Origin of the sequence: Amycolatopsis nivea, assembly GCF_004522235.1 — a bacterium.
GTDB classification, from domain to species: Bacteria; Actinomycetota; Actinomycetes; order Mycobacteriales; family Pseudonocardiaceae; genus Amycolatopsis; species Amycolatopsis nivea.
This window is the reverse complement of sequence record NZ_SDLT01000032.1, coordinates 34643-57687: the sequence shown is the minus strand read 5'-3', so window position 1 is coordinate 57687 and position 23045 is coordinate 34643. Positions and strand designations below refer to the sequence as shown.

Genomic DNA, 23045 nt, shown 5'->3' with positions numbered 1-23045 from the left:
GGCATGGGAACGAGCAAATCAGGCATTGGACGGGCATGGCGTCCGGCAAGAACGATGAGAAGCGTTCCTTCGCCGACTTTGTGGAGTTCCCATGACCGTGGCCCTCGCCGAAGCGGCCGCCCGCGACCTCGACGCCCAGGATCCGTTGCCGACGTCGCGGGCGCAGTTCCACGTTCCGCCCGCGACCGGCGGCGGCTACCCCGAGACGGCCTACTTCGCCGGGAATTCCCTCGGCCTGCAGCCGACCGCGACCCGCGCCGCACTGGACGCGGAACTCGCCGACTGGGCCCGGCTGGGCGTCGAGGGCCACGTCGAGGCAGCGCGTCCGTGGGTCTCCTACCACCAGCAGCTGCGCGAGCCAGCCGCGCGGCTCGTCGGCGCGCGCCCGGCCGAGGTCGTGATGATGAACTCGCTGACGGTCAACCTGCACCTGATGATGGTCAGCTTCTACCGGCCGACTCCGGAGCGGCACGCGATCGTCATCGAGAACACCGCCTTTCCCTCCGACAGCTACGCGGTGCGCAGCCAGGTCGCGTTCCACGGCTACGACCCGGACGAAGCCGTCATCCGGCTTTCACCGCGTCCCGGGGAATCGACGTTGCGCAGCGAGGACGTCGCCGGCTGGCTCGCCGAGCACGGACATCGGGTCGCGCTCGTCCTGCTCGGCGGGGTCAATTACTACAGCGGGGAACTGCTCGACATCCCGGCGATCACCCGCGCCGGGCACGCCGCCGGAGCGATCGTCGGCTGGGATCTCGCGCACGCGGCGGGCAATGTGCCGCTGCGGCTGCACGACTGGGACGTCGACTGGGCCGCTTGGTGCACCTACAAATACCTCAACAGCGGACCGGGTGCGATCGCCGGAGCCTTCGTGCACGAACGGCATCTCGCGGACCGTTCGCTGCCGAAGCTGGCCGGCTGGTGGAGCACCGACCCGGACGTGCGGTTCCGGATGCAGCCGACCGTCACGCCGGTCGACACCGCCGACTCGTGGCAGCTGTCGAACCCGCCGATCCTCGCGATGGCCCCGGTGCGCGCCTCGCTGGAGATGTTCGACGCGGTGGGCATGACTGCGTTGCGCGCCAAGAGCATCCGGCTGACCGGTTACCTCGAAACGCTGCTCGACGAGGTCTGCGCGGGACGTCCGCTGGAGGTGCTCACACCCCGCGACCCGGACCGTCGGGGTGCGCAGCTTTCCGTCCGCCTGCACGGGTTGGACGCCGACGACGTCAGCGCCGCGTTGCGGACCCAGCACGGCGTTATCGCGGACGCACGCCGTCCGGACGTCATCCGCCTCGCGCCGGTGCCGATGTACTCCACCTTCCACGACTGCTGGCGCGCGGCGACCGCGCTGGCGGAGGTCACTGGCGGTTCTTGCGCCGGATCTTGATCGTCCGCAGGTCGGTGACCGCGTAGTTCAGGTCCCGGTACGGCAGGCCGTGCGCGGCCAACGCGGCGGTCGCGCCGTCTTTGGCGGCGCGTTCGTCGTCGTCCGGACCGGCCGGGACCTGGCAGCGGAAGGTGAACGCCGTCGCGTTGACGTCGTGCGTGAAGGTGCCTTCCTCGGTGAAGGCGACGTCGGTTTTGTCCTCGAGCGAAGCACGGGCGGCCTCGTCGAGAGCGTCGAATTTGCCGCGGATGATTACGCGGAACGCGTCCATGTCAGGCGTCCTTCCGGGTCGCATAAGTCAGAACTTGCTCGCTGAGCAGGCCTTCCACCGCGTCGAGGAGCGCGAGCGCCGCCTCCGCGATGTCGTCCGGCTGCTCGCCGGCGACGGTGCGTTTGCCGATCTCGCCGTACAGCAGGCTGTGCACCCACCCGATCTGCGCGGCGACCAGGCCGGGCACCGGATCGCCCTGCGCCGCACCGGTTTCCGCGACCAGCAGGTCGGCGAGTTCGGCGACCATCTGCTCGCCGAGCTCCCGCAACCGGGCGGCGAGCGTGGGCGCGGCCAGCATCATCGGCAGCACCCGGCCGAACCCCGGGCTGAGCCCGATCGTCCGCGAGCGCTGCTCGATCTCGCCGCGCAGGCGGTCCAGCACCGCGCGCGCCGCGGACACTCCCGGCTCGCGCGCCTGCACGATCCCGGCCAGCCGTCCCGCCGACGCCTCCGACGGCGGCAGCACCAGGTCTTCCTTGACGCGGAAGTGGTTGTAGACGGTGTTGACCGCGACGTCGGCGGCCTCGGCCACCTCGGCGATCGTCACCGCCTCGAATCCGCGGTCGACGAACATCCGCAGCGCGGTTTCCGCGATGCGCCGCACGGTCTCCTGCTTCTTCCGCTCTCGAAGTCCCACGCCGGAAAGTGAAGCAGACTGCAAACTTGGTGTCGACTGCATTTATTGCCCGGATATCCGGGAGATCCCGGAGGACGGGACGGGGGCCGGCGCGGCATCATCGACCAGGTGCGGATCGGCTTGCTGGGCCCGCTGGAGGTCCGGAACGACGACGGTGCCGCGGTCGAGATCACCGGCGCCCGATTGCGGACGCTGCTGAGCGCCCTCGCGCTGGAGCCCGGCCGGGTCGTCTCGGCCGGGCAGCTGGTCGACGCCGTCTGGGGGACGCGTCCGCCGGCCACGGCCAACGCGTTGCAGGCGCTCGTCTCGCGGCTGCGCCGGGTCGGCACGCGGCTCGATTCCACCCCGTCCGGCTACCGGCTGCCCGAGGCGACCGTCGACGCGGCCCGTTTCGAGGAGCTGGTCACCGCCGCCCGGACCGCGTCTGACGAGAAGCGCGTCGTGCTGCTGCGCGAGGCGCTCAACCTGTGGCGCGGCCCGGCGCTCGGCGACGTCTCGGACGCGCAGTTCTTCCAAGGCCACATCGCGCGCCTGAACGAGCTACGGCTGTCCGCCACCGAGGAGTACGCCGAAGCCGCGCTCCGGCTGGGCCACGGTGCGGATCTCACCGAAGAACTGTCGAGGGTGCTCGCCGAACATCCATTGCGCGAACGGCTGGCCGCGGCGTTGATGCTCTCGCTCCAAGCTGCCGGACGACCAGCCGAAGCGCTGCAGGTGTTCGCTCGGATCCGGATGGCGCTGGCGGACGAGCTCGGTGCCGACCCGGCCGCTGAACTGGCCGCCGCGCACACCAAAATCCTCCGCGAGACGGTCGCCGACGAGAACGTCGCGCGCACGAACCTGCGGGCCGGGTTGACCAGTTTCGTCGGCCGGAACACCGAGGTCGCGCGCGTGGCCAAGCTGGTCGGCGAGTACCGGCTCACCACCCTGACCGGGCCCGGCGGGGCCGGAAAGACGCGGCTGGCCACGGAAACCGGACGGCATCTGCTGACCGAACGCGGCGGCGTGTGGTTCGCCGAACTGGCCCCGATCGGGGATGGCGCGGACGTTCCGCAGGCCGTGCTCGACGCGCTGGGCCTTCGCGAGCAGATATACAAGGGATCGCTCGTCAGCGGCACTCCGCGCGAGCGGGCGACGAGAGCGTTGCGTGACCGGGACGCGGTACTGGTGCTCGACAATTGCGAGCACGTCATCGAAGCCGCCGCGGAACTGGCCGACCACCTGCTCGGCGAGTGCCCGCGGCTGCGCATCCTCGCGACCAGCCGGGAACCGTTGGCGCTGACCGGCGAAGCGCTCTGGCCGGTCGAACCGCTGACGCTGCCCGCGGAAGGCGCGACGTCCGTCGAAGCGATGTCGTGCGCTTCGGTGCGACTGCTAGCCGACCGTGCCGCTGCGGTGCGGCCAGGGTTCGTCGTTGACGAGTCCACAGTGGACGAAGTGGTGCGGATCTGCCGGGCGCTCGACGGAATGCCGCTCGCCGTCGAACTCGCCGCAGCCCGGTTGCGGTCGATGACCGTGTCGCAACTCGCGGCCCGGCTCGACGACCGGTTCCGCCTGCTCACCGCGGGCAGCCGGACCGCGCTGCCGCGACACCGCACGCTTCGCGCGGTCGTCGACTGGAGCTGGGATCTGCTGGAACCGGACGAACGGCAGCTGCTGCGCCGATTGGCGGTGTTCTCCGGTGGCGCGACCGCGGAAGCCGCGGAAGCGGTCTGCGGCGGCACTTCGGAGCTGCTCAGCGCGTTAGTCGACAAATCGCTACTAACCGTCTCCGCGGACGCCGAGCCGCGCTACCGGATGCTCGAGACGATCAAGGCGTACGGGCTGGAGCAGCTCACTGCGGCCGACGAACGCGAGGCAATGCGCCAAGCGCACGCCGAATGGTTCGCCTCCTTCGCCGAGACCGGCGACAAATACCTGCGCCGTGCCGAGCAGATCGAATGGCTGGCGCGTTTCGCCGCCGAGCACGGCAACCTGATTTCCGCCACGCGCGGTGCCATTGCCGCGGGCGAAGCCACGACCGCGCTGCGGCTGGCGACGTCGTGCGCGTGGTTCTGGATGCTGACCGGGCACAAAACCGAGGCGCAGGAAGTTATCGAGGCGGCTCTGGCGCTGCCTGGCGAGGTGGATCGCGAACTGCGCGCGATGGGCTACGCGATGGCCGCGTTGTTGCTGACCATCGGGATGTCCTCCGAAACCACCGCCGACGCACTGGGCCGCAAAGCGCTCGAACTCAGCCGCGACAGCAAGAATGCCTTGCTGCGCTCCATTATTCCGGTGTTCACGCAAAGCGGGGATCCCAGCGTCATAGGGTCCACATTGGACGATTTACTGTCCGATGAGGACCCGTGGCTGCGCGCCCATGCCCGGCTGCACCGCGCACGGATACAGCTGAACCGCTGGCACGACTCGGCCGCACAGGAAGCCGACACCCGCGAGGCTGTCCGCCTGTTCCGGCAGAGCGGGGAACGCTGGGGGATGTCGCTGGCGCTGAACAGCCTCGCCGAGGTCGTCGGCCGTCGCGGCGAACTGGAGGAAGCCGTTGCGTGCTACGAGGAATCCATCCAGGTCGTGTCGGAGATCGGTTCGGCCGAAGACGTTCTCTTCGCGCGAGGACGGCAAGCGCACCTGTTCTGGCAACTCGGCGACGCGGCAGCAGCGGCGACCGCGACAGCCGCTGCCGAACGAGACGCGCGGACCGTGCCGTTCCCTGATTCGCTCGCGTTTCTAGCCCAGACGAAAGCGGATCTGGCACGCTGGCGCGGAGACCGCACGGAAGCCCGGGCGGAACTGAACCGGGCCGAAGCGTTGCTGAGCGAAGTCTCGCCGCATCCGTTGTTCTGCGCGATGATCCAGCATTCGCACGCCTACCTGGACGCGCAAGCCGGCGACCTGCCCACAGCCCGGGACCGCCGCCGCGAAGCACTGGCCTTGGCCGCGGAATCCGGTGAGGTGCTGTATCTGTCGATCGTCCTCGCGGGCATCGCCGACCACGCCGTGCGGCTGGACCGTCCGGTCGCCGCCGCTGACCTGCTGGCCGCAGCAGACCACCTCCGCGGCGGCCCCCACCTGGCCCTTCCCGACGCGACCGCCGCCGCGGCCGCCGTCCAGGCCCAGCCGTCAGGCACGGTCGACGACCCGGTCGCTCTCGCTTACGACGTCCTCAGCTGACGAATCCTTCGGGAGCCACCGCAGCGCAAGCACTCCCAGCCCCGCGCAGAGCACGGCCGCGATGCCCATGGCGACATGCAACCCAGTCACGTGCGCCTCCGCGGTCCCCTCCGACCGGACGACGAACGCCGCGACCGAACCGAGCACCGCGATGCCCAGCGCGTTGCCGATCTCGTTGGACGTCTCCGCGATCGCACCCGCCGAGCCCGCGCGGTCAGCCGGGACCGCGCCGACCGCAGTGTCCGCGACGAGGGAGAACGAGATCCCGTAGCCGACCCCGGCCACCACCGAGGAGGCGATGAACCAGCCGATTCCGCCGGTGGCAGTGGTCGCCAGCAGCAACGCCAATCCGAGCGCCATCGCGAAATGACACGTCACCAAGGCCGCCCGGTTCCCGATCTTCAGGGAGAACGCCGGGGTGAGGACGCAGACCGCGGTAAGCGCGGCTGCCCCCGGAAGCGCGAGCAACGCGGCGGCGAGCACGGACACTCCCAGCACCGACTGGAGGTACATCCCGGTCAGAAATGCCGCAGCTGACCAGGCGAACAGCGACAACACTCCGGTGATCACCGCGACGGTGAAGACCTTCTCGCGGAACAAGGTCACGTCGAGGAGCGGGTACTCCAACTTCCGCTGCCGCCGCAGAAACCACGTGAGCACCGCCGCTCCCAAGACCCCGGCGATCGCCGACCAGGACAGACCGTAGGCAGCAAAGTTCTTCACCGCGTAGACCGTCAGCAGCAAACCTCCCGCGGACAAGACGATGCTGAGCAGATCGACCTTGCCCGGCCGGGTCGTCTTGACCTCCCGGAGCACCACCGGCGCGGCAGCGAGGAAAACCGCGACCACCGGCAGGTTGACCAGAAACACCGACCCCCACCCGAACCGGCTCAGCAGCACCCCGCCGAGGATCGGCCCGATCGCGAAGCCGGCGGCGAACGTCGCAGCGAAAATCCCGATCGCGCGGGCCCGCCGCCGCGGCTCCGGGAACACCTCGCTGAGCACCGCGAGCCCCGACGGCAGCAGCGTCGCACCGCCGAGCCCCATCAGCACGCGACAGCCGATGAGCCATTCCGGCCCGGTCGCGAACGCGGCGCCCGCCGAGCCCGCCCCGAACACGGCGGCGCCGATCATCAGCAGTTTGAGCCGCCCGTACCGGTCGCCGAGGCTGCCGAAGGCGATGAGCAGCGAGCCTACCGCGAAGCCGTAGCTGTCGAGGATCCACAGGGCTTGGTCCGGCGTCGGGGCGAGGGCGTGCGTGATGGTCGGCATGGCCAGGAACAGGATCGAACCGTCCATCGAGACCAGCAGGACCGGTCCGAGCACCACGAGCAGCCCGAGCCAGGCGCGGCGAGTTTCCGTCATGCCCCCGATCCTGGAAACGCGCGAACCGCCTCGGCCAGCACCTGCGATGAGTACCCCTCGCAGGTGCAGGCAGCGACGCGCGCGGCTGCCTACCATCGAGGTCATGCAGACCGAAACCCTTGGCGTGTTCCTCAAAACCCGCCGCGACCGCGTGCCGCCGGAGGCCGCCGGGCTGCGGACGTACGGCACGCTCCGCCGGGTGCCCGGACTGCGCCGCGAGGAACTCGCCCAGCTGGCGGGCGTCAGCGTCGGCTACTACACGCGATTGGAGCAGGACCAGTCCGGCACCGCGTCGCCGCAAGTGCTCGACGCGCTGGCACGGGTGCTCGGGCTCGACGACGCCGAATCGAGCCACCTGCACAACCTCGCGCAACGCCCCGGTGTCTCCCGTCTGGTGCGTCCCGCGCCGGAAACGCTGGACCCGCGGGTCGCGACCCTGCTGCACGCGCTGAGCGACAGCGTCCCGGCAATCATCCTCGGCCGCCGCGGCGACGTACTGGGCTGGAACCGCACCGGCCACCTGCTGCTGGCCGAACACGTCGACTACACCGCGCCGGACTCCCCCGAAACCCGGCCGTCGATCCCGCGGATGTTCTTCCTCGACCCGCTGCACCGCGACCTCTACCGCAACTGGTCCGACCTCGCCCGCATCCACATCGGCTACCTGCGCCTGACCTCCGGCCGGCACCCGACCGACGCCCGGCTCGCGGAGCTGATCGGCGAGCTCGCGATGGGCAGCCCGGAATTCGCCGAACTGTGGGCGACCGGCGACGTCGCGGACTGCACGAGCGGACCGATGAACCTGCGCCACCCGACGCTGGGCCACGTGGACGTCGACTACCAGGTCTGGCTCCAACCCGACAGCCCCGACCACCGGCTCGAGGCCTACACCCCGCGGGACACCGCCTCCCGAGACGCACTGCGGCTGCTCGCTTCGCGCTAACGGTCACCGAAACCGCCCTGCCCGAAGCACCGCATATGGCATCATCCGCCGGTGACCGGCGAGCGGACCGACCCCCATCTCCTCGAGGAAGAAGACCTCGAAGACTTCGACTCCTGGACCGCCCAAGCCGCACTCGCCTCCCTGATCGACGAAACGCTCAGCTCCCACGAAGTCACCCGCCTGCTCGCCCGCGAATCACTGCGCACCGAAGTCGTCCGCGAGGAACTGTTCGGCAACGAGACGCTGCTCGCCAAGATCCGCACGTTGCAGGACCAGGTCATGGCCGAAGGCGACCGCGGGTTCCGGCCGCGAAACCGGGCGGTGTCTCCGGGCGAGGTGGTCTGGCTGGTCGTCGCGGTGCTGCTCGGGCTCGTCTACCTCAGCTTGATGAGCGCAGCGTGGAGTCAGCTTCCCCTGCTCTTCCGGGTTTTCGCCGGAGTCATGATGCCGTGCGTCCTGTTCGCCACCGGCGTGCTCGCGGTCCGCAAAGTCACCGCGTTGCGCGAGTGGATGAGTCCGGACGCCATGCAGTTCCACGAGGAGCAACTCGGTCTCGGGCCGCGGCGTTCGTTCGCCGCGCGCGAGATCGTGCTGCCCGAGGTCCGCGACGTCATTTCCGCGCACCGGCGGCTGCATTTCGGCACGACGCTGGTTTTCGACCAGCAACACGACCTCGGCGAGGAGGACAGCAGCCGGATCGTGCCGACCGCCGCGGCGAAACGGATCCGGCGCGTCCTCGAACGCGCGGGTTCCGGCGCGGTCGCGCTCGGCGGGCAACGCGGGTCCGGCAAAACCACCGCGATCCGTTCCATGCAGCGAGGGCTGCTGCACGGCAGCGAAAACCCCGCGCCACTGGTCGTGGTCGCCTCCGCCCCGGCCACCTACGACGCCCGCGATTTCGTGCTGCACCTGCACAAACTGCTGTGCCAAGCCGTCCTCGCCCGGATCCGGCAGACGCTGGGTCCGGAACTCGGCTGGCGCTGGTGGGCCCGCCGGTTCTGGCGCGGATCGGCCGACCTCGTCCTCTCGGCCGCGCTCGGCTGGGCTATCGGCGGCCTGCTGTGGAACGGAAAATTCACCCGGTTCCCCGTCGAACTGTGGCAGACCGTCAGCACAGTGCGGTTCCCGAATCTGCTCGGTCCACTGTGGACTAACCAGCCAGTGAGCAACCGGATCGCGCTGGCCGTGGTCGCGGTCCTCGCGCTCCGCTGGGTGTGGAAACTTCTCGCGACCGCGATCGGCGCGGTAATCCTCTTCCTGTGCCGGAAATCGTCCGCCGGGCCGCGCGCCCTCGAAGCCGAAGCACGACGGCAGTTGCTCCGGATCCAGTACCTCCTGACCTACACCACCGGCTGGTCCGGCAAGCTCGCCGTCCCGGCCGGCGGCGAGCTGGGCCGCACCCGCACCACGCAACGGGCCGAACAGCAGCTGACGCATCCGGAGGTCGTCGACGAGTTCCGCGCGTTCGCCCAGCTGACCGCCGAGTCCTTGCGCGAGGAGGGAATCACCGATCGGGTCGTGGTCGCGATCGACGAACTCGACAAGATCGGCGAGCAGGACAAGGCCCAGCAACTGGTGAACGACATCAAGGGCATCTTCGGCGTGCCCGGCTGCCTGTACTTCGTGGCGGTGTCCGACGACGCGGTGCTCAGCTTCGAGCAGCGCGGACTGGCCGTGCGCGACGCGTTCGACAGCGCGTTCTCCGAGGTCGTGCGCCTGGAATCGTTCACGCTGGACGAAAGCAGGCTGTGGATCGCGCAACGGCTGCCCGGCGTCCCGGAGCAGTTCTGCTACCTCGGCCACTGCCTCTCCGGCGGCCTTCCCCGCGACCTGCGCCGCACCACGATCGACATGGTGGACGTGACGATCGAGCACTACGAACCGTCGCTGTCGACGGTCACCGGCATCCTGGTCCGCGCCGACCTGACCGCCAAAGCGAGCGGCTTCACCGGACAAGCTCGCGGGCTCACGCAGACTCCGGAGCTGACCGAACTGTGGCCAAAACTGCTCCGCATCCCCGACACCCGCGAAGCGGTGGAACTCGCCGAACTAGCCGCCGAACTGCACGAAGGCGCGACCCCCGACCTCGCCGACGCGGTCAACCGATTGCGGTTGCACAGCAGCGCGTTCGTCCTCTTCTGCGCCACCGTCCTGGACGTGTTCACCGACGCGCTCACTCAGTCCCGCCTCACACCGAGCCTGCACGAACTGGCCGTCGCCCGACGCCGTCTCGCGCTGGACCCGCACCTCGCCTGGGCCGCCCTGAACGACTTCCGCAAAGCACACGACCTTCCGCTGCCCGGGCGCGAATAGCGGACGGTCAGCGGAAGAGACGGAAGAACCCCCGCACCTGCTCGACCAGCGACTCCGGTTGCTCCAGCGCGGCGAAGTGACCGCCACGCGGCAGTTCCTCGAACCAGCGCAGGTCGGTGAACCGCAGTTCGGCCTCGCGCCGCGATGGACGCGTTATGTCGCGCGGATAGACCGACAGTCCGGAAGGCGCGGTGACCTTGTCCCGGAAGTTGGCGAAGCTCTCCCAGTACAGCCGTGCCGACGACGTGGCCGACGCGGTGAACCAGTAAACCGAGATCTCGTCGAGGATCTTCTGCCGCGGCAACGCGTCCTCGGGGTGGCCGTCGTTGTCCGTCCAGGCCCAGAACTTCTCGGCGATCCAGGCGGCTTGACCCGCCGGGGAGTCGGTGAGGCCGTAGCCGAGGGTCTGCGGCCGGGTCGCCTGGAGCGCCGAGTATCCGCGGCCGGTGCGCTGAAATTCCTTCTCTGCCTCAAGATTCGCCAGCTCCGCGGGTGTCGGGTCAGCGAATGTGCCCGCCGCCACGGACCCCAGGTTCAGGTGGACGCCGGCGACCCGCTCGGGAGCCACCTCGCCCAGCGCGCCGGACACTGCCGAACCCCAGTCGCCGCCCTGCGCGCCGTACCGTTCGTAGCCCAGCGAGATCATCAACGTGTCCCAGGCGCGCGCGATTCGGGTGACGCCCCAACCGGTCCTCGACGGCTTGTCACTCCAGCCGTACCCGGGCAACGACGGCGCGACCACGTGGAACGCGTCCGCCGGATCCCCGCCGTGCGCGCGCGGATCGGTCAGCGGGCCGAGGACGTCCAGGAACTCCAGCACCGAACCCGGCCATCCGTGCGTGAGCACGAGCGGGAACGCGTCCGGCTCCGGCGAGCGGACATGCAGGAAGTGGATGCCCAGCCCGTCGATCGTCTCGCGGTACTGCGGGAAAGCGTTCAGCCGCTCGGCGAACCCGAAGTCGTAGTCCTCGGCCCAGCTGCGGCACAGTTCCTGCGCATAAGCCAGTGGCAACCCCTGCGACCAGTCGTCCACCGGCTCGGCCTCGGGCCATCGCGTTCGGCGCAATCGTTCACGCAGATCCGCGATCTCGGCTTCACTGACACTGACTTTGAATGGCTCGGCGGCCACGGCGGGCTCCTTTCCGGGACTGGCTGAGAACGACTCCGGCCAGCGGGAGGGCCGCGAGTACCGCGAGGGCCACCGGCATCGGCACGAGGCCGGACAGACCCGCGACCGCGGCCGGGCCGATTCCGCCGCCCAAAGCGGTCATGAAGTTGAACAGGCCCTGTGCGGTATCGCGATCATCCGCGGCGACCAGTTCCGGCGCGAGGCCGACAAGTACGGCCTGGGAACCGGCGAACCCGCACACGGTGAGCGCCGCGCCGATGACCACCGCGACCGGCCCGTCGAAGACCGCGACCACGAGGACCCCGACGACAGTGAGTCCCGCGAGTCCGGCCGCCATCTACCAACTGGTGAACCGGTCGTGCAGGGTGCCCACTAGTCTCCCGGCCAGCACTGAGCAGGCGGCGGCCGGGACCAAGATCGCGCCAGCTTCAAGGGCACCGCCGCCGGTGGCCTGTTCGATCAGGGACGGGGCGACGAACAGCACCCCGTAGTAACCGGCGAAGACCGTCCCGCCGATCAGACCGGCTGGCAGGAAGCCGTGTGCTGCGATCACCCGCCGAGGCACGAACCCGTCGGGCAAGCGCCGCACGCGCCGCCACAGTCCCGCCGCGGCGAGCACACCGGCGACAGCCACGGCGACGGTGACCGGAGCGGGCAGGCCGACCGAACGCGCTTGCAGCAACGCGATCAAGGAGCCAGCGAGCACCGACAGCACAGCCGCGCCGACAATGTCGAGCCGCCCGTCCCGCTCACCACCGTCGGTCCGCGTGAACGTGCGCCTGCGCGCCACCACAGCCAGCAGCAAGGGCAGCGCGAGGGCCGGGAGCGCGAGCACGGCACGCCACCCCAGCCATGCAGTGACCGCCCCGCCCAGCAGCGTTCCGCACGCCGACGCCGTCGCGCTGGCGGCCGCGATGATTCCCAGCGCGCGAATCCGTTCCCGCCCAGGAAGAGCGGTGGCCGCGGCGAAGACGGCGATCACGGTCGCACCCGCCCCCGCGCCGCCGATCAGCCGACCGGCGATCACGACCGGCAGCGTCGAACCCGCCCCGGCGAGCACCGAGCCCGCGGCGAGCACCACGACTCCGGCGACGAGCACCCGCAGCGGACTCCACCGGGCCATCAACCGGCCCGCGACCGGCATCGCGAGCGCGGAGGTCAGCGACCACGCGGCGAGAATCCAGGCCGTGGCCCCGAACGGCACCGCGAGCGCGCGGCCGATGGCAGGCAGCGCCACCGCCGGCGCGCCCAGCGCCACATACATCGGCAGCACCAGCATCCCCAGCGTCAGCCCCAGCCGCCGCCCGTCCGCGCTCGCAGCTTCCGCCGCAGGTATCCTGTGACACGCGAACGCACCCATGGGTGTCACAGTACGAAGACACGAGGAGACACGTCAAATGCTGGATGCGTATCACGTGCAGACGGCCGTCGACCTCGCCAACACTTTGCGGCCGATCAAGGGAGAGGACGCGCTCGAGACCGTGGAGCAGCTGCGGGACTTCCTCGCCGGCCATCCCGCGGCCGCGCCTTCACGCCGTCTCACCCGCGCCGACCTGGCAGAAGTCCGCGAGTTGCGCGAGACCGTGCGCGCCGTGCTGGAACGAGCGAGCACCGACGCGGTCGAAGCCGCGGCCCTGATCAATGCCGGGCTACGGGACAGCCGAGCCACCCCGGAACTGCGGCACGAGGACGACCGCTGGTGGACCGAGGTGACTTCCGACACCGACCGCTGCTCAGCACATCTGGCGGCGACCACGCTCAGCGCACTGGCCTCCGTGATCGCCACCCACGGTCCGTCGCGCCTCGGCGTCTGCGCAGGACTGAACTGCCGAGCTACTTTCGTCGACCTGTCGCGCAACGGCTCGAAGCAGTACTGCACCCGGAATTGCGCGCACCGGGCCAGCGTCGCGGCCTACCGGAGTCGGCAAAACGCGGACTGACTCGCGGATCTCACGACCCCAGTTCAGGCACCCGCTCCCCCGCCGGCGGCCCCGGCGGGGTCCCGTCTCCGAACGGCCTTCCGCCCAACTCCTCCCGTCCGTGCGGCGTCAGCCACCCCGACAGGTCCGGCCCCAGCGGCACGATCCCGGTCGGGTTCACGTTCCGGTGCACCACGTAGTAATGCTCCTTGATCTGCCCGAAATCGATCGTGTCCCCGAAACCGGGCGTCTGGAACAGATCCCGCGCGTACCCCCACAGCACCGGCATCTCCGCGAGCTTCTGCCGGTTGCACTTGAAATGCCCGTGGTACACCGCGTCGAAGCGAACCAGGGTCGTGAACAGCCGCACGTCCGCCTCGGTGATCGTGTCGCCCACCAGGTATCGCTGGCCGGACAGCCGCTCGGACAGCCAGTCCAGCCGGGAGAACAACGCGCGGTACGCCTCTTCGTACGCCTCCTGCGAAGTGGCGAAACCCGCTTTGTACACGCCGTTGTTCACATCCCGGAAGACCTTCTCCGCGACGTCCTCGATCTCGTCGCGCAGCCGTTCCGGATACAGCTCGGGCGCGCCGTCGCGATGGTAGGCGCCCCATTCCAGCGACAGATCGACGGTGATCTGCTTGAAGTCGTTCGTCACCACCCGTCCACTTGGGACATCCACAATGGACGGAACGGTGATCCCGCGCGGATAGTCCGGATACCGCGCGAAAAACGCCTCCTGCAGCCGTTCGATGCCGAGCACCGGGTCGCGGCCGCCGGGGTCGAGGTCGAAAGTCCAGCTGCGCTCGTCGTGCGTCGGACCGCACAGGCCCATCGACAGCACCTCTTCGAGGCCGAGCAGCCTGCGCACGATCGACGCGCGGTTCGCCCACGGGCACGCGCGCGCGATCACCAGGCGGTAGCGGCCCGGCTCCACCGGCCAGCCGTCGCGGCCGTCGGCGGTGATGCGGTCGGAGATGTAGTTCGTGTCGCGCTTGAACTCACCCTGGTCGGGCATCGGAACCCTTTCGTCGCGGAGTCAGGTCTGATCGTCCGGGCAGGCGGGACAGTCCGGCGGCTCCAGCGCGGCGGCCAGCCGGGCGAGGATCGGGCCCGCGGCGCGGACCTCCTCGGGCGAGAGGTGGTCGAACAGGTACGAGCGCACGCGCTCGAGATGCCCGGGGTACGCGGCGGCGAGCTTCGCCCGCCCCAGTTCGGTGAGCGTCGCGTGCGCGGCCCGGCGGTCCTGCGGGCATTTCACCTTCTGGACCAGGCCGCGGCGCACCATGGCCTCGACGACCCGGCTGATCCGGCTCAGCGACAGCGCCGCGGACTCCGCCAGATCGGTGAGCCGCAGCCTGCCTTCGGGCGCTTCCGAGAGCGACACGAGCACGGTGTAATCCGTCAGCGAGACGCCGGTGTCGTGCGCGAACTGGTCCTCGAGAGCCCTCGGCAGCACTGTGACGACCCGCATCAACGGACGCCACACTGCCTCTTCTTCGCTGGTCAGCGGGGTTCTGTTCACCACAGACGAGGAGTATATCCGACACTTGCTCGCGCAATCAGTTATTGTGGGCTACAGTGCTAGTTGAACACTCAACCAAGGACCCGAAGGAACGGAACTCATGACCAGCGCGACCACCTACTCCCACCTGACCGGCACCTACACGATCGACGGCTCGCACAGCCGGATCGGCTTCGTCGCCCGCCACGCCATGGTCACCAAGGTCCGCGGCTCCTTCAACGAGTTCGAGGGCTCGTTCACCCTGGACGGCGAGAACCCGGCCAACTCGAGCGCGAACGTCACCATCCAGACGAAGAGCGTCGACACCCGCAACGCCGACCGCGACGGTCACCTGCGCAACAACGACTTCCTGTCCTGCGACCAGTTCCCGACCATCACCTTCACCTCCACCGGGATCGCGCAGACCGGCGAGGACACCTTCGACGTGACCGGCGACCTGACCGTCAAGGACGTCACCAAGCAGGTCACCATCCCGTTCGAGTTCGGCGGCTCGGCGAAGGACCCGTTCGGCAACGACCGCGTCGGCTTCGAGGGCTCGACCTCGATCAACCGCAGCGACTACGGCGTCACCTTCAACGCCGCGCTCGAGACCGGCGGCGTGCTGGTCTCGGACAAGATCACCCTCGAGTTCGAGATCTCCGCGATCAAGAACGCCTGAACCGCCCCAGCTGTCCGTGAAGGGCTCCTTGCCGGAATCCGATTCCCGCAAGGAGCCCTTCACGTACTTCGGCTAAGCGGCGCGCAACCCGGCGATACCGACTTCGAGCGCGGCTTCGAGGTGTTGCGGCTCCCCCGTGGTCAGCAGCATCAGCACCCCGCCTTGCACCCCGGCCAGCAGCGCCGACGCGGCCCGCTTCGGATCCAGCCCTGGCCGGGTCTCCCCCGCCGCCCGCAGGTTCTCGATCCCCGCGGTCAGCTCGCACAGCCAGCGCTCCATCAGCTGCGTCACCACCGCCTGCGCGCCCGGGGTGTTGCGGCCGATCTGCGACATCACCACGTTCAGCGGGCAATGCCTGCCCTGCTCGGTGTAGTGCCCGAGCACCACCTGCTGCCAGGTCCGGAAGTCGTCCCAGGTGCGCAGCGCGCCGAGCGACGGCTGCTGCACCTCCAGCACCCGGTCCGCCTCCCAGCGCGCGACGGCCAGCAGCAGCTCTTCCTTGCCGTCCGGGAAGTAGTGGAACAGCTGGCTTTTGCTGGTCCTGGTCTGCGCGCGGACGTCATCGAGCGTCGTCGCGAGCACGCCGCGCTCGCGGATCACCTCGGCCGCGCCCTCCACGATCCGCTGTCGCGTGGCCTCGCCCTTGCGCGTGAGCGTCATCGCCTGCCTCCTGATTGGACCTGAGAGTCCACTCTACCCGCGAGTGATCAGAACGCGGCGCCTCCGTCCGACCAGGACGTCTGGCCGAAGTCCTCGTCGTCCACCGGCGCGCGGCGCGGTCGGGGACGCTCGGGCTCCGGAGCTTCCGCGACTTCCTCTTCTTCTACGACCGCCTCGGGCGCGGCCTCGGGAGTGCCCTTCGGCCAGACGCACGGCGACGTCGCGCCGAGGTAAAGCTTCCCGAGTTCGTTTGCCTGCAACGACATGTCGAAGCCGTCCCGCTCGTTGCGCGCGAAGACGTACTGGTCGGTCGGCCGCCGGTCGGTCAGCACCGTGAAGCCGTGCCCCTGCCACCAATCCACGACGGCGTCGAACTGCGCCGTGAAGGTGTCCGGTTCGAGGCCGGTCACCTCGTAGGTGGCGGAGATTTCGTACCGCCCCGCCGGACCGTTGTCGGTCGGGTCGGTGCATTCGGACCGGTTGCGGGAGAACAGTTCCCGCGCGGCCGGCGCGGGCAGCACCGCGAACACGGCGCGCACATAGCCCTCGACCCGGTCGCGGGCTTCGGTTTCGGTGATCGTGGTGGTCATGGCTTCACCTCCTGGGGAGCAGGCTACGAGAGGAAGGGCGGCGAGGCAGGCCAGCGCGGTGCGGCGCGCCGTCACGCCGGCAACCCGGCGATGATCCGGCCGAAGCTGCGCAGCGACGGGTTGTTGTCCTCCCAGTATTGGCTGTGCGCGGCCCCGGACAGACCGCCCTCGTACCACGGGCCCTTGTCGCCCGGCGCGGACTCGAAGACCTGGCCGCCGAATCCGTCGCCGGTCGGGCTCGGGCCGAGCGGGTCATGGCCGCCGACGCCGATGTTGGTGATCTTGATGAGGTCGTGTTCCGCGACCGTCGAGTGCACGTGCTGGGCGACTTGATCCTGCGGGACGCCGTCGAGGTGCAGTTGGTTCGCGTGCTCGACGCCGACACCGGGGCTGCCGGCGAAGATCAGGTCGTCGGCATTGAGGCCGCCGTCGCGAGCCGCGTGGCCGATTACCGTCGTGCCATAGCTGTGGCCCAGCACAGTGTTGTGCGACGGCGCGCCTTCGTGCGATGCCCGCAGTCCGTCCTCGAATTTCGACAACGCCGCTTTGCCGCCGTCGGCGTATTTCTCGCTGGCGGCGTTCACGAGTTCATCCGGCGCGTCGTAGCCGACCCAGGTGATCACCGAGGTCGACGGCGAGCCCGCCATCGTCGCCGACTGCCACATCTTGTCCGACCGGCCGAGGTCGCCGCCGATCTTGGCCAGTTCGCTGCCGGTGCCGGGCACGTAGGTCGCGACATTCGCCGCGGTGTCCGGGTTTCCGGCCGCGACCACCGCGGTGCCGTCGCCGCTGACGTCGAGCGAGATCAGGAAGGCGGGCGGTTTGCCGTCGCCGGTGGCCGCGAGCCGGTCGCGGATCGCGGTGAGGCCGCGGAGTTGCGCGTCGTCGCCCTTGCGCTTGTCGATTTCCTGTTGCAGCACAACGCGATTCGCCGCGTCGCGATCGACCACTGGGATGCCGTCGAGGTTGCGGATCAGATCCGGGTTGTCGCGCAGGATCGAGGACTGCGCGGAGTCGGACAGACTGTCCCACCACGCCCGGTTCTCCGCCGGGGTGCCGTTCGGTTTCGGCTGGCTGCTGGTCGCCATCGCCAGCGCGACGACGCCCGTCCCGCCGCTTTCGCCCTTCGCCGCGCGATCGAGCACGACGGTGAGGTCCGCGTCGACCGCGGTGGCGTCGCGGAGAATCTGGCCGACCCGGTCGGCGACCTCGGCTTGCCGCTCGGGTTCTCCGCTGACCCCGCCGCCGTCGTCGATCCGCATTCCGTTGCGCGAGGCGAAATCGTCGACGTCGCGCACCGCCGAGCTGATCCGCTCGACCGCCAGCTGCGCGTCGTGCACCCCGCGCCGGACCGCCGACACGTCGGTGGTCAACTGCCGCAATTCCGCCGTGAGCGCAGTGCCTTTGGCGGTCGCCGCGTCTGCCGCGTCGCCTTGCCAGGCACCGAACTTCGTCATGGCGTCGGCGTCGTCGTTCGCCGCGGTGAGCCGCGCGGCCCGGGCGCCGAGCGCGTCGACCGCCGCGGCGAGGTCAGCCGGGTTCCAGCGCCGGACGTCTCCCCAGGTGATCATCGGCCCGCCGCCGCGATCTCGCCGGCCGCGTTCTGGTCGCTGTCGCGGTAGCCGGCCGCGGCCTGGTCGAGGTTCTCCGCATAAGCCTCGGTGTCGGCGGTCCACTTCGGAACGACGCGGCCCCAGGTGTCGGACAGCCGATCCGCCGCCGCCGCGCTCGTGCCGCCGGACAGCCCGACCCCGGCGAGCGCGCCCGCGAGGTCGACCGTCCGCACGGTCGCCGCCGCCTGGTGCGCCCGTCCGGCCGCGGTCACGACCTCCCTCGGAGCGACCTCGAAACCCGTTCCCATGCGCATCTCCCCCACCGCGGCGACCGGACGCCCGGTACGACGGACGTCCCCGGCAGCCGGTTCCCCACAGTTCGACGTTCGCGGAAACTCTTGACAAGATCTCCCTGCCACCGCGTTGACCTGCGAAAACGCCCGCCTACCGTGTCCACATATGTGAACGCTAGTCACGTGACTGAATAGTTATCAGCCCGCGTCTTGCCCGCCGGTGACCAGCGTGTGACTGTGTACGGCGAAGTTCGAACGGGAGCGAGCCGGGCAGGCGAACAGCGTGGAAAGGCGCTGTGCGACGGCGGATCCGGCCGTTCCGCAGTGCTGGACCAGTCCGGCAGTCCTTGTCCCCTCGACCCCCATTCGTCCGGCCAGGACGGCGCTGACCTCGCGGGCAGCGGACCAGGACCGGCCGGCCATCCCGGAAAGAGACGGCTCGGCAATGACACAGACAGCCGCGGCGCGGCGGCCCATCGGCAGAACGACGCTGTACTTCTTCGGTGCCCTCGGCGGCATCCTGTTCGGTTACGACCTCGGCGTCATTTCCGGGGTGTTGCCGTTCATCGGGAAACTCTGGGGCCTGTCCGGCTGGGACAAAGGCGTCATCACCGCGAGCATTTCGATCGGTGCGATCGTCGGCGCGAGTTTCTCCTCCCGGCTCAACGAAAGGCTCGGCCGCCGCCGCACGATCATGGTGGCCGCGGTCGTCGTCATCATCGGCACGCTCGCGGCCACGTTTTCGCCGACGTTCGCGTTGCTGATCATTTCCCGGCTGGTGATCGGCGTCGGCATCGGTCTTTCGTCCTCGACGGTCCCGACGTACCTGTCGGAACTCGCCCCGGCCCGGCTGCGCGGGGCGATGGGCGCGCTGAACCAGATCTTCATCGTGCTCGGCATCCTGATCGCGTTCCTGGTCAGCTACGGGCTCGGCAGCTCGGGCAACTGGCGGCTGATGTTCGCCGGCGCGATCGTGCCCGCGGTGATCCTGCTGGCCGGCCTGGTGTTCCTGCCCGAAACGCCGCGCTGGCTCGTCGCGAACGGCCACGAGGAACAGGCCCGCGCGGTCCTGCTCAGCTCGCACGGCGGCGGCGTGAACGTCGACGAGGAGATCGGCACGATCCGCGAGGTGATCCGGCTCGACTCGGAATCGGCGAAGACCCGGCTCCGCGACCTGCTGACGCCGACCGTGCGGCCGATGCTCGTGGTGGCCCTGCTGCTCGCGATCGGCCAGCAGTTCAGCGGCGTGAACGCGGTGAACGCGTACTTCCCGACGATGCTGATCGGCCTCGGTTTCGCGACCCAGGCGGCCCTGCTGTCCGGCGTGCTGCTCGGCGTGACCAAGTTCCTGTTCACCGCGTGGGTCGTGTTCGTGGTCGACCGGTGGGGCCGCAAGCCGCTGCTGCTGATCGGCAACGTGCTGATGGTGATCACCCTGGTCGGGGCCGGATTCATCGTGCTGGAAGTCCACGATACCGCGACCAAGGGCATCCTGATGCTCGTCGCGATGGTGCTCTACCTGGTCGGCTACGAACTCGGCTGGGGCGCGGTCGTGTGGGTCATGATGGCCGAGGTGTTCCCGCTGAAGGTGCGCGCCGCGGGCATGGGCGTGAGCAGCGTCGTGCTGTGGGCCGCGACCGGCATCATCAGCGCCGTGTTCCCGATCATCTCCGACCCGGGCGCACTCGGCCTCGGCGGCTCGATGTTCCTGTTCGCGGGCATCAACGTGGTCCTGTTCTTCCTCACGAAGTGGCTCGTCCCGGAAACCAAGGGCCGGTCGCTGGAGGAAATCGAACTCGACCTGCGCGGACGGACGCACGCGAAGGCACGCGCCTGATTTTTCCTCTCGGGGTGCAGCCGGGCGGCAGGGATTTCCCTTGCCGCCCGGCTGTTTTTTACCGCCCGAGCATCCGGTACTGCCGGGTGGCGAGCGGCAGGAAGACCGCCGTCAGCACTGCGGGCCACGCCATCGCGAGCAGCACGGAATGCTCCGCCGCCCAGCCATTCGCGGCCCACGCCGGATTGCCCGCCAGCTCGCGCACCGCGGAAGCCGTTGCGGTGAGCGGATTCCACGTCGCGACCGCGCTCAGCCAGGCAGGCATGGTGTCCGGGGAAACGAAAACGCCGGAGAGGAATCCGACCGGCCACACCAGCACCTGCACCGAAACCGCCGACTCCGGGGTCTTCAGCAGCAGTCCGAGATAGATCCCGATCCAGACGAAGGCGAACCGCAGCCACAACAGCAGCCCGACCGCGCCCAGCACGGACACCTGGTGCGGCCGCCAGCCCAGCGCCAGCCCCGCTCCCATCATTACGACGAGTCCGGCGACCGCGCTGATCAAGTCGGCGAGACACCGTCCGGTCAGCACGGCGAGCCCGCTGACCGGCATCGCGCGGATCCGCTCGGTAACGCCCTTCGCGGCGTCGGAAGTCACCGCGAGGACGGTGGATTCCAGCCCGAACAGCATGGTCATCGCGAGCATGCCGGGGATGAGGAAGTCGATGTACGCGCCGTCCCGGATGTCCATCGCGCCGCCGAACAGCTGGCCGAACATCACCACGATCAGGACCGGGAACAGCAGCGTGACCGCGATCGAGACCGGCCGTTGCTTCCAGTGCACCAGGATCCGCCGGGTCAGGACGGCGGTGTGCGTCGGCCAGGACACGCGCCCGGGTGCGGTGGCGGGGATGGTCATCGCGCCTCCTCAGTCGCGTTGCCGATCAGGAGCAGGAAAACCTCGTCGAGCGTCGGCTTCCGGACGACCGTCTCGACCCGGTCCGGCCCGACCTTCGCCTTCAGCTCGTCCGGCGTGCCCGCGGCGACGACCCGCCCGGCGTCGAGGACCGCGATCCGGTCGGCGAGCTGATCGGCCTCCTCCAGGTACTGCGTGGTCAGCAGCACCGTGGTGCCGGTGCCGGCCAGCGCGCGGACGTCCGCCCAGACGTCGATGCGGGCGGCCGGGTCGAGCCCGGTCGTCGGCTCGTCGAGGAACAGCACCGCCGGGTTCAGCAGGAGCCCGGCGGCCAGGTCCAGCTTGCGCCGCATGCCGCCGGAGTAGCCGGAGACGGACCGGCCTGCGGCCTCGGCGAGACCGAACCGGTCCAGCAGCTCCGTCGCTCGTGTACGCGCCGCCCGCGAGGGCAGTCCGCCGAGCCTGCCGAACAGTTCGAGGTTCTGCCTGCCGGTCAGAATCTCGTCCACCGAGGCGTTCTGCCCGACCAGCCCGATCCGCCGCCGCACCTCGTCCGGCTCGGCGACCGCGTCGAAACCGGCCACCCGCACCTCGCCCGCGTCCGGCCGCAGCAACGTGGTCAGAATCCGGACCGCCGTCGTCTTGCCCGCACCGTTGGGACCGAGCAGTCCGCACACCGTTCCCGGCTCGACCCGCAGGTCAAACCCGTCCAGCGCGGCCCGTTCGCCATACCGCTTCTGCACCCCGCACGCCAGCAGGCCATCTACTCCGTATGCCATACGAAGAAGGCTAGCACAACACTCCGTATTGCCTACGGAGTTAAGTTCCTATGCTGGTCACGTGACGACTGACGGCAACCCCGGCGACCCCGCCGCGACGATCGCTCTGCTGTGGGGCACCCGCCAGCTGCCGAAGCGCGGCCCGAAGCACGGACTGACCCCGGCCCGGATCGTCGACGCCGCGGTCGAGGTCGCGGACACCGAACAGGACCTGGCGACGCTGTCGATGCGCCGGGTCGCCGAATCGCTGGGCGTCGGGACGATGTCGCTCTACACCTACGTTTCGTCGCGCGCGGAGTTGGTCGAAGCGATGGTCGACGCGGTGTACGGCGAGGCGGTAGCCGAACTGTCCGAAATAGACGCCGACGACTGGCGCGACGGCCTCCGCCGCGTCGCCGCCGTCAACTGGGCGATGCACCTGAGGCATCCGTGGCTGCTGCAAGTCTTCACCGGCCGTCCGACGCTCGGTCCCAACGCGATCGCGAAGTACGACCTGGAACTGGCGGTCGTCGACGGGATCGGCCTGTCGGACCTCGAAATGGATTCGACGATCACGCTGGTGACCACCCACGTGGAAGGCCTGGCGCGCCGCAAGGTCGAAGCCGCGCGCGTGGTGCGGCAAACCGGGATGACCGACCAGCAATGGTGGGCCGCGACCGCCCCCGCACTGGCGGAGGTCTACGAACCGCGCCGCTTCCCGGTCGCGGACCGGGTCGGTGCCGCCGCCGGGCAAACGCACCAGGCTCCGTACAGCCTCGACCACGAGTACGCGTTCGGCTTGGACCGCCTGATCGAAGGCATTGCCGCGCTGGTCAACCGACCCGCTGAGTAGCGTCCTTCCGCCCCAACACCGCCCCCGCGCTCGCGAGCCCAACACAGGCGAGCGCCACCCACTGCACCGCACGCAAGTGCTCACCGAGAACCAGCACCCCGGCCAGCCCCGCACTCGCCGGCTCAAGGCTGGCCAGCACCCCGACCGTCCGGGCAGGCAGCCGTCGCAAAGCCGCCAGCTCCAAGGAATACGGCACCACCGCCGATAACGCGGCCACCACTACGCCGACCAGCAACACCCGAGGCGTCACCAGCCGGGTGCCTTGGTCGATCACCCCTAACGGCACCGAAAGCACGGCAGCCCAAGCCAACGCCAGCGCAAGCG

23 protein-coding genes are annotated in these 23045 nt (G+C 69.6%); 8 read left to right on the top strand and 15 right to left on the bottom strand.

Annotated features, from left to right (window positions below):
- Positions 1 to 91 precede the first annotated feature (91 nt).
- Positions 92 to 1390, top strand: a complete 1299-nt coding sequence (gene kynU, locus EIZ44_RS31055; protein ID WP_134732767.1) for a kynureninase — start codon at positions 92 to 94, stop codon at positions 1388 to 1390.
- Here kynU and EIZ44_RS31050 read toward each other — a convergent pair.
- Positions 1362 to 1661 carry a DUF6204 family protein gene (locus tag EIZ44_RS31050; RefSeq protein WP_037818390.1) on the bottom strand — a complete coding sequence of 100 codons (300 nt, stop codon included), beginning with the start codon at positions 1659 to 1661 and terminating at the stop codon, positions 1362 to 1364. The two genes, kynU and EIZ44_RS31050, sit on opposite strands and share 29 nt — an antisense overlap.
- Position 1662: 1 nt before the next feature.
- Positions 1663 to 2298, bottom strand: coding sequence for a TetR/AcrR family transcriptional regulator (locus tag EIZ44_RS31045; RefSeq protein WP_134732766.1), 636 nt, complete (start codon positions 2296 to 2298; stop codon positions 1663 to 1665).
- Between the two features lie 108 nt (positions 2299 to 2406).
- Between EIZ44_RS31045 and EIZ44_RS31040 the strand changes: the two genes are divergently transcribed.
- Positions 2407 to 5469, top strand: coding sequence for an AfsR/SARP family transcriptional regulator (locus EIZ44_RS31040; RefSeq protein WP_134732765.1), 3063 nt, complete (start codon positions 2407 to 2409; stop codon positions 5467 to 5469).
- On the opposite strand, the gene EIZ44_RS31035 is transcribed toward EIZ44_RS31040, so the two are convergent.
- Positions 5419 to 6834 (bottom strand): MFS transporter, encoded by a 1416-nt coding sequence (locus EIZ44_RS31035; protein ID WP_134732764.1) that lies wholly within the window; start codon positions 6832 to 6834, stop codon positions 5419 to 5421. The genes EIZ44_RS31040 and EIZ44_RS31035 overlap by 51 nt on opposite strands.
- Positions 6835 to 6937: 103 nt before the next feature.
- Between EIZ44_RS31035 and EIZ44_RS31030 the strand changes: the two genes are divergently transcribed.
- On the top strand, positions 6938 to 7777 hold the full coding sequence (locus tag EIZ44_RS31030; protein ID WP_134732763.1) for a helix-turn-helix transcriptional regulator: 840 nt from the start codon (positions 6938 to 6940) through the stop codon (positions 7775 to 7777).
- 51 nt (positions 7778 to 7828) lie between these two features.
- The gene (locus EIZ44_RS31025) at positions 7829 to 10090 is read left to right on the top strand and encodes a hypothetical protein (RefSeq protein ID WP_134732762.1); all 2262 of its coding nucleotides are present in this window, start codon (positions 7829 to 7831) and stop codon (positions 10088 to 10090) included.
- 7 nt (positions 10091 to 10097) lie between these two features.
- On the opposite strand, the gene EIZ44_RS31020 is transcribed toward EIZ44_RS31025, so the two are convergent.
- Genes EIZ44_RS31020 through EIZ44_RS31015 form a run of 3 tightly spaced genes read right to left on the bottom strand, consistent with a single transcriptional unit; the run spans position 10098 to position 12579 of the window.
- Positions 10098 to 11219: an epoxide hydrolase family protein gene (locus tag EIZ44_RS31020; RefSeq protein ID WP_134663337.1), complete on the bottom strand. Its 1122-nt coding sequence runs from the start codon at positions 11217 to 11219 to the stop codon at positions 10098 to 10100.
- Positions 11185 to 11556, bottom strand: coding sequence for a hypothetical protein (locus EIZ44_RS45735; protein ID WP_240691463.1), 372 nt, complete (start codon positions 11554 to 11556; stop codon positions 11185 to 11187). Before EIZ44_RS45735 ends, EIZ44_RS31020 begins: the two co-directional genes overlap by 35 nt.
- A complete protein-coding gene (locus EIZ44_RS31015) occupies positions 11557 to 12579 on the bottom strand; it encodes an MFS transporter (RefSeq protein WP_240691462.1) in 1023 nt (340 codons plus the stop codon).
- 37 nt (positions 12580 to 12616) lie between these two features.
- On the opposite strand from EIZ44_RS31015, the gene EIZ44_RS31010 reads away from it, so the two are divergent.
- Complete coding sequence (locus tag EIZ44_RS31010) at positions 12617 to 13159, top strand: CGNR zinc finger domain-containing protein (protein WP_037818383.1); 543 nt, start codon at positions 12617 to 12619, stop codon at positions 13157 to 13159.
- A 10-nt stretch (positions 13160 to 13169) separates the two neighbouring features.
- Here EIZ44_RS31010 and EIZ44_RS31005 read toward each other — a convergent pair whose 3' ends face one another.
- Positions 13170 to 14156 (bottom strand): glutathione S-transferase family protein, encoded by a 987-nt coding sequence (locus EIZ44_RS31005; RefSeq protein ID WP_134732761.1) that lies wholly within the window; start codon positions 14154 to 14156, stop codon positions 13170 to 13172.
- Between the two features lie 21 nt (positions 14157 to 14177).
- Entirely contained in the window at positions 14178 to 14666 is a 489-nt protein-coding gene (locus EIZ44_RS31000) for a MarR family winged helix-turn-helix transcriptional regulator (RefSeq protein ID WP_134663340.1), read from the bottom strand.
- Between the two features lie 97 nt (positions 14667 to 14763).
- On the opposite strand from EIZ44_RS31000, the gene EIZ44_RS30995 reads away from it, so the two are divergent.
- Entirely contained in the window at positions 14764 to 15321 is a 558-nt protein-coding gene (locus EIZ44_RS30995; RefSeq protein ID WP_037818380.1) for a YceI family protein, read from the top strand.
- A gap of 72 nt (positions 15322 to 15393) precedes the next feature.
- Here EIZ44_RS30995 and EIZ44_RS30990 read toward each other — a convergent pair whose 3' ends face one another.
- The 4 genes from EIZ44_RS30990 to EIZ44_RS30975 all read right to left on the bottom strand — a co-directional run bounded on the left by EIZ44_RS30990 (position 15394) and on the right by EIZ44_RS30975 (position 18432).
- Positions 15394 to 15981 carry a TetR/AcrR family transcriptional regulator gene (locus EIZ44_RS30990; protein ID WP_043839496.1) on the bottom strand — a complete coding sequence of 196 codons (588 nt, stop codon included), beginning with the start codon at positions 15979 to 15981 and terminating at the stop codon, positions 15394 to 15396.
- A 47-nt stretch (positions 15982 to 16028) separates the two neighbouring features.
- Positions 16029 to 16571 (bottom strand): hypothetical protein, encoded by a 543-nt coding sequence (locus tag EIZ44_RS30985; RefSeq protein WP_037818378.1) that lies wholly within the window; start codon positions 16569 to 16571, stop codon positions 16029 to 16031.
- 71 nt (positions 16572 to 16642) lie between these two features.
- Positions 16643 to 18142, bottom strand: coding sequence for an alpha/beta hydrolase (locus EIZ44_RS30980; RefSeq protein ID WP_037818377.1), 1500 nt, complete (start codon positions 18140 to 18142; stop codon positions 16643 to 16645).
- Positions 18139 to 18432: a hypothetical protein gene (locus tag EIZ44_RS30975; protein ID WP_037818376.1), complete on the bottom strand. Its 294-nt coding sequence runs from the start codon at positions 18430 to 18432 to the stop codon at positions 18139 to 18141. The genes EIZ44_RS30980 and EIZ44_RS30975 overlap by 4 nt, the downstream gene beginning before the upstream one ends.
- A gap of 430 nt (positions 18433 to 18862) precedes the next feature.
- Between EIZ44_RS30975 and EIZ44_RS30970 the strand changes: the two genes are divergently transcribed.
- Complete coding sequence (locus EIZ44_RS30970; RefSeq protein ID WP_078870702.1) at positions 18863 to 20254, top strand: sugar porter family MFS transporter; 1392 nt, start codon at positions 18863 to 18865, stop codon at positions 20252 to 20254.
- Between the two features lie 58 nt (positions 20255 to 20312).
- On the opposite strand, the gene EIZ44_RS30965 is transcribed toward EIZ44_RS30970, so the two are convergent.
- Positions 20313 to 21113, bottom strand: coding sequence for an ABC transporter permease (locus EIZ44_RS30965; protein ID WP_134732760.1), 801 nt, complete (start codon positions 21111 to 21113; stop codon positions 20313 to 20315).
- The gene (locus EIZ44_RS30960; RefSeq protein ID WP_134732759.1) at positions 21110 to 21889 is read right to left on the bottom strand and encodes an ATP-binding cassette domain-containing protein; all 780 of its coding nucleotides are present in this window, start codon (positions 21887 to 21889) and stop codon (positions 21110 to 21112) included. The genes EIZ44_RS30965 and EIZ44_RS30960 overlap by 4 nt, the downstream gene beginning before the upstream one ends.
- A 61-nt stretch (positions 21890 to 21950) precedes the next feature.
- Here EIZ44_RS30960 and EIZ44_RS30955 point away from each other — a divergent pair, with 61 nt between their 5' ends.
- Positions 21951 to 22721: a TetR/AcrR family transcriptional regulator gene (locus tag EIZ44_RS30955; RefSeq protein ID WP_037818373.1), complete on the top strand. Its 771-nt coding sequence runs from the start codon at positions 21951 to 21953 to the stop codon at positions 22719 to 22721.
- Here EIZ44_RS30955 and EIZ44_RS45730 read toward each other — a convergent pair.
- The gene (locus EIZ44_RS45730) at positions 22702 to 23031 is read right to left on the bottom strand and encodes an EamA family transporter (protein ID WP_276323757.1); all 330 of its coding nucleotides are present in this window, start codon (positions 23029 to 23031) and stop codon (positions 22702 to 22704) included. The genes EIZ44_RS30955 and EIZ44_RS45730 overlap by 20 nt on opposite strands.
- Positions 23032 to 23045: the final 14 nt, after the last annotated feature.

Excerpts from the sequence above, each read along its gene's own strand:
- kynU (WP_134732767.1), top strand. The coding sequence starts at position 92 with ATGACCGTGGCCCTCGCCGAAGCGGCCGCCCGCGACCTCGACGCCCAG.
- EIZ44_RS31050 (WP_037818390.1), bottom strand. The coding sequence starts at position 1,661 with ATGGACGCGTTCCGCGTAATCATCCGCGGCAAATTCGACGCTCTCGAC.
- EIZ44_RS31035 (WP_134732764.1), bottom strand. The coding sequence starts at position 6,834 with ATGACGGAAACTCGCCGCGCCTGGCTCGGGCTGCTCGTGGTGCTCGGA.
- EIZ44_RS31030 (WP_134732763.1), top strand. The coding sequence starts at position 6,938 with ATGCAGACCGAAACCCTTGGCGTGTTCCTCAAAACCCGCCGCGACCGC.
- EIZ44_RS45735 (WP_240691463.1), bottom strand. The coding sequence starts at position 11,556 with ATGGCGGCCGGACTCGCGGGACTCACTGTCGTCGGGGTCCTCGTGGTC.
- EIZ44_RS31015 (WP_240691462.1), bottom strand. The coding sequence starts at position 12,579 with ATGGGTGCGTTCGCGTGTCACAGGATACCTGCGGCGGAAGCTGCGAGC.
- EIZ44_RS31010 (WP_037818383.1), top strand. The coding sequence starts at position 12,617 with ATGCTGGATGCGTATCACGTGCAGACGGCCGTCGACCTCGCCAACACT.
- EIZ44_RS31005 (WP_134732761.1), bottom strand. The coding sequence starts at position 14,156 with ATGCCCGACCAGGGTGAGTTCAAGCGCGACACGAACTACATCTCCGAC.
- EIZ44_RS30995 (WP_037818380.1), top strand. The coding sequence starts at position 14,764 with ATGACCAGCGCGACCACCTACTCCCACCTGACCGGCACCTACACGATC.
- EIZ44_RS30990 (WP_043839496.1), bottom strand. The coding sequence starts at position 15,981 with ATGACGCTCACGCGCAAGGGCGAGGCCACGCGACAGCGGATCGTGGAG.
- EIZ44_RS30985 (WP_037818378.1), bottom strand. The coding sequence starts at position 16,571 with ATGACCACCACGATCACCGAAACCGAAGCCCGCGACCGGGTCGAGGGC.
- EIZ44_RS30980 (WP_037818377.1), bottom strand. The coding sequence starts at position 18,142 with ATGATCACCTGGGGAGACGTCCGGCGCTGGAACCCGGCTGACCTCGCC.
- EIZ44_RS30975 (WP_037818376.1), bottom strand. The coding sequence starts at position 18,432 with ATGGGAACGGGTTTCGAGGTCGCTCCGAGGGAGGTCGTGACCGCGGCC.
- EIZ44_RS30970 (WP_078870702.1), top strand. The coding sequence starts at position 18,863 with ATGACACAGACAGCCGCGGCGCGGCGGCCCATCGGCAGAACGACGCTG.
- EIZ44_RS30965 (WP_134732760.1), bottom strand. The coding sequence starts at position 21,113 with ATGACCATCCCCGCCACCGCACCCGGGCGCGTGTCCTGGCCGACGCAC.
- EIZ44_RS30960 (WP_134732759.1), bottom strand. The coding sequence starts at position 21,889 with ATGGCATACGGAGTAGATGGCCTGCTGGCGTGCGGGGTGCAGAAGCGG.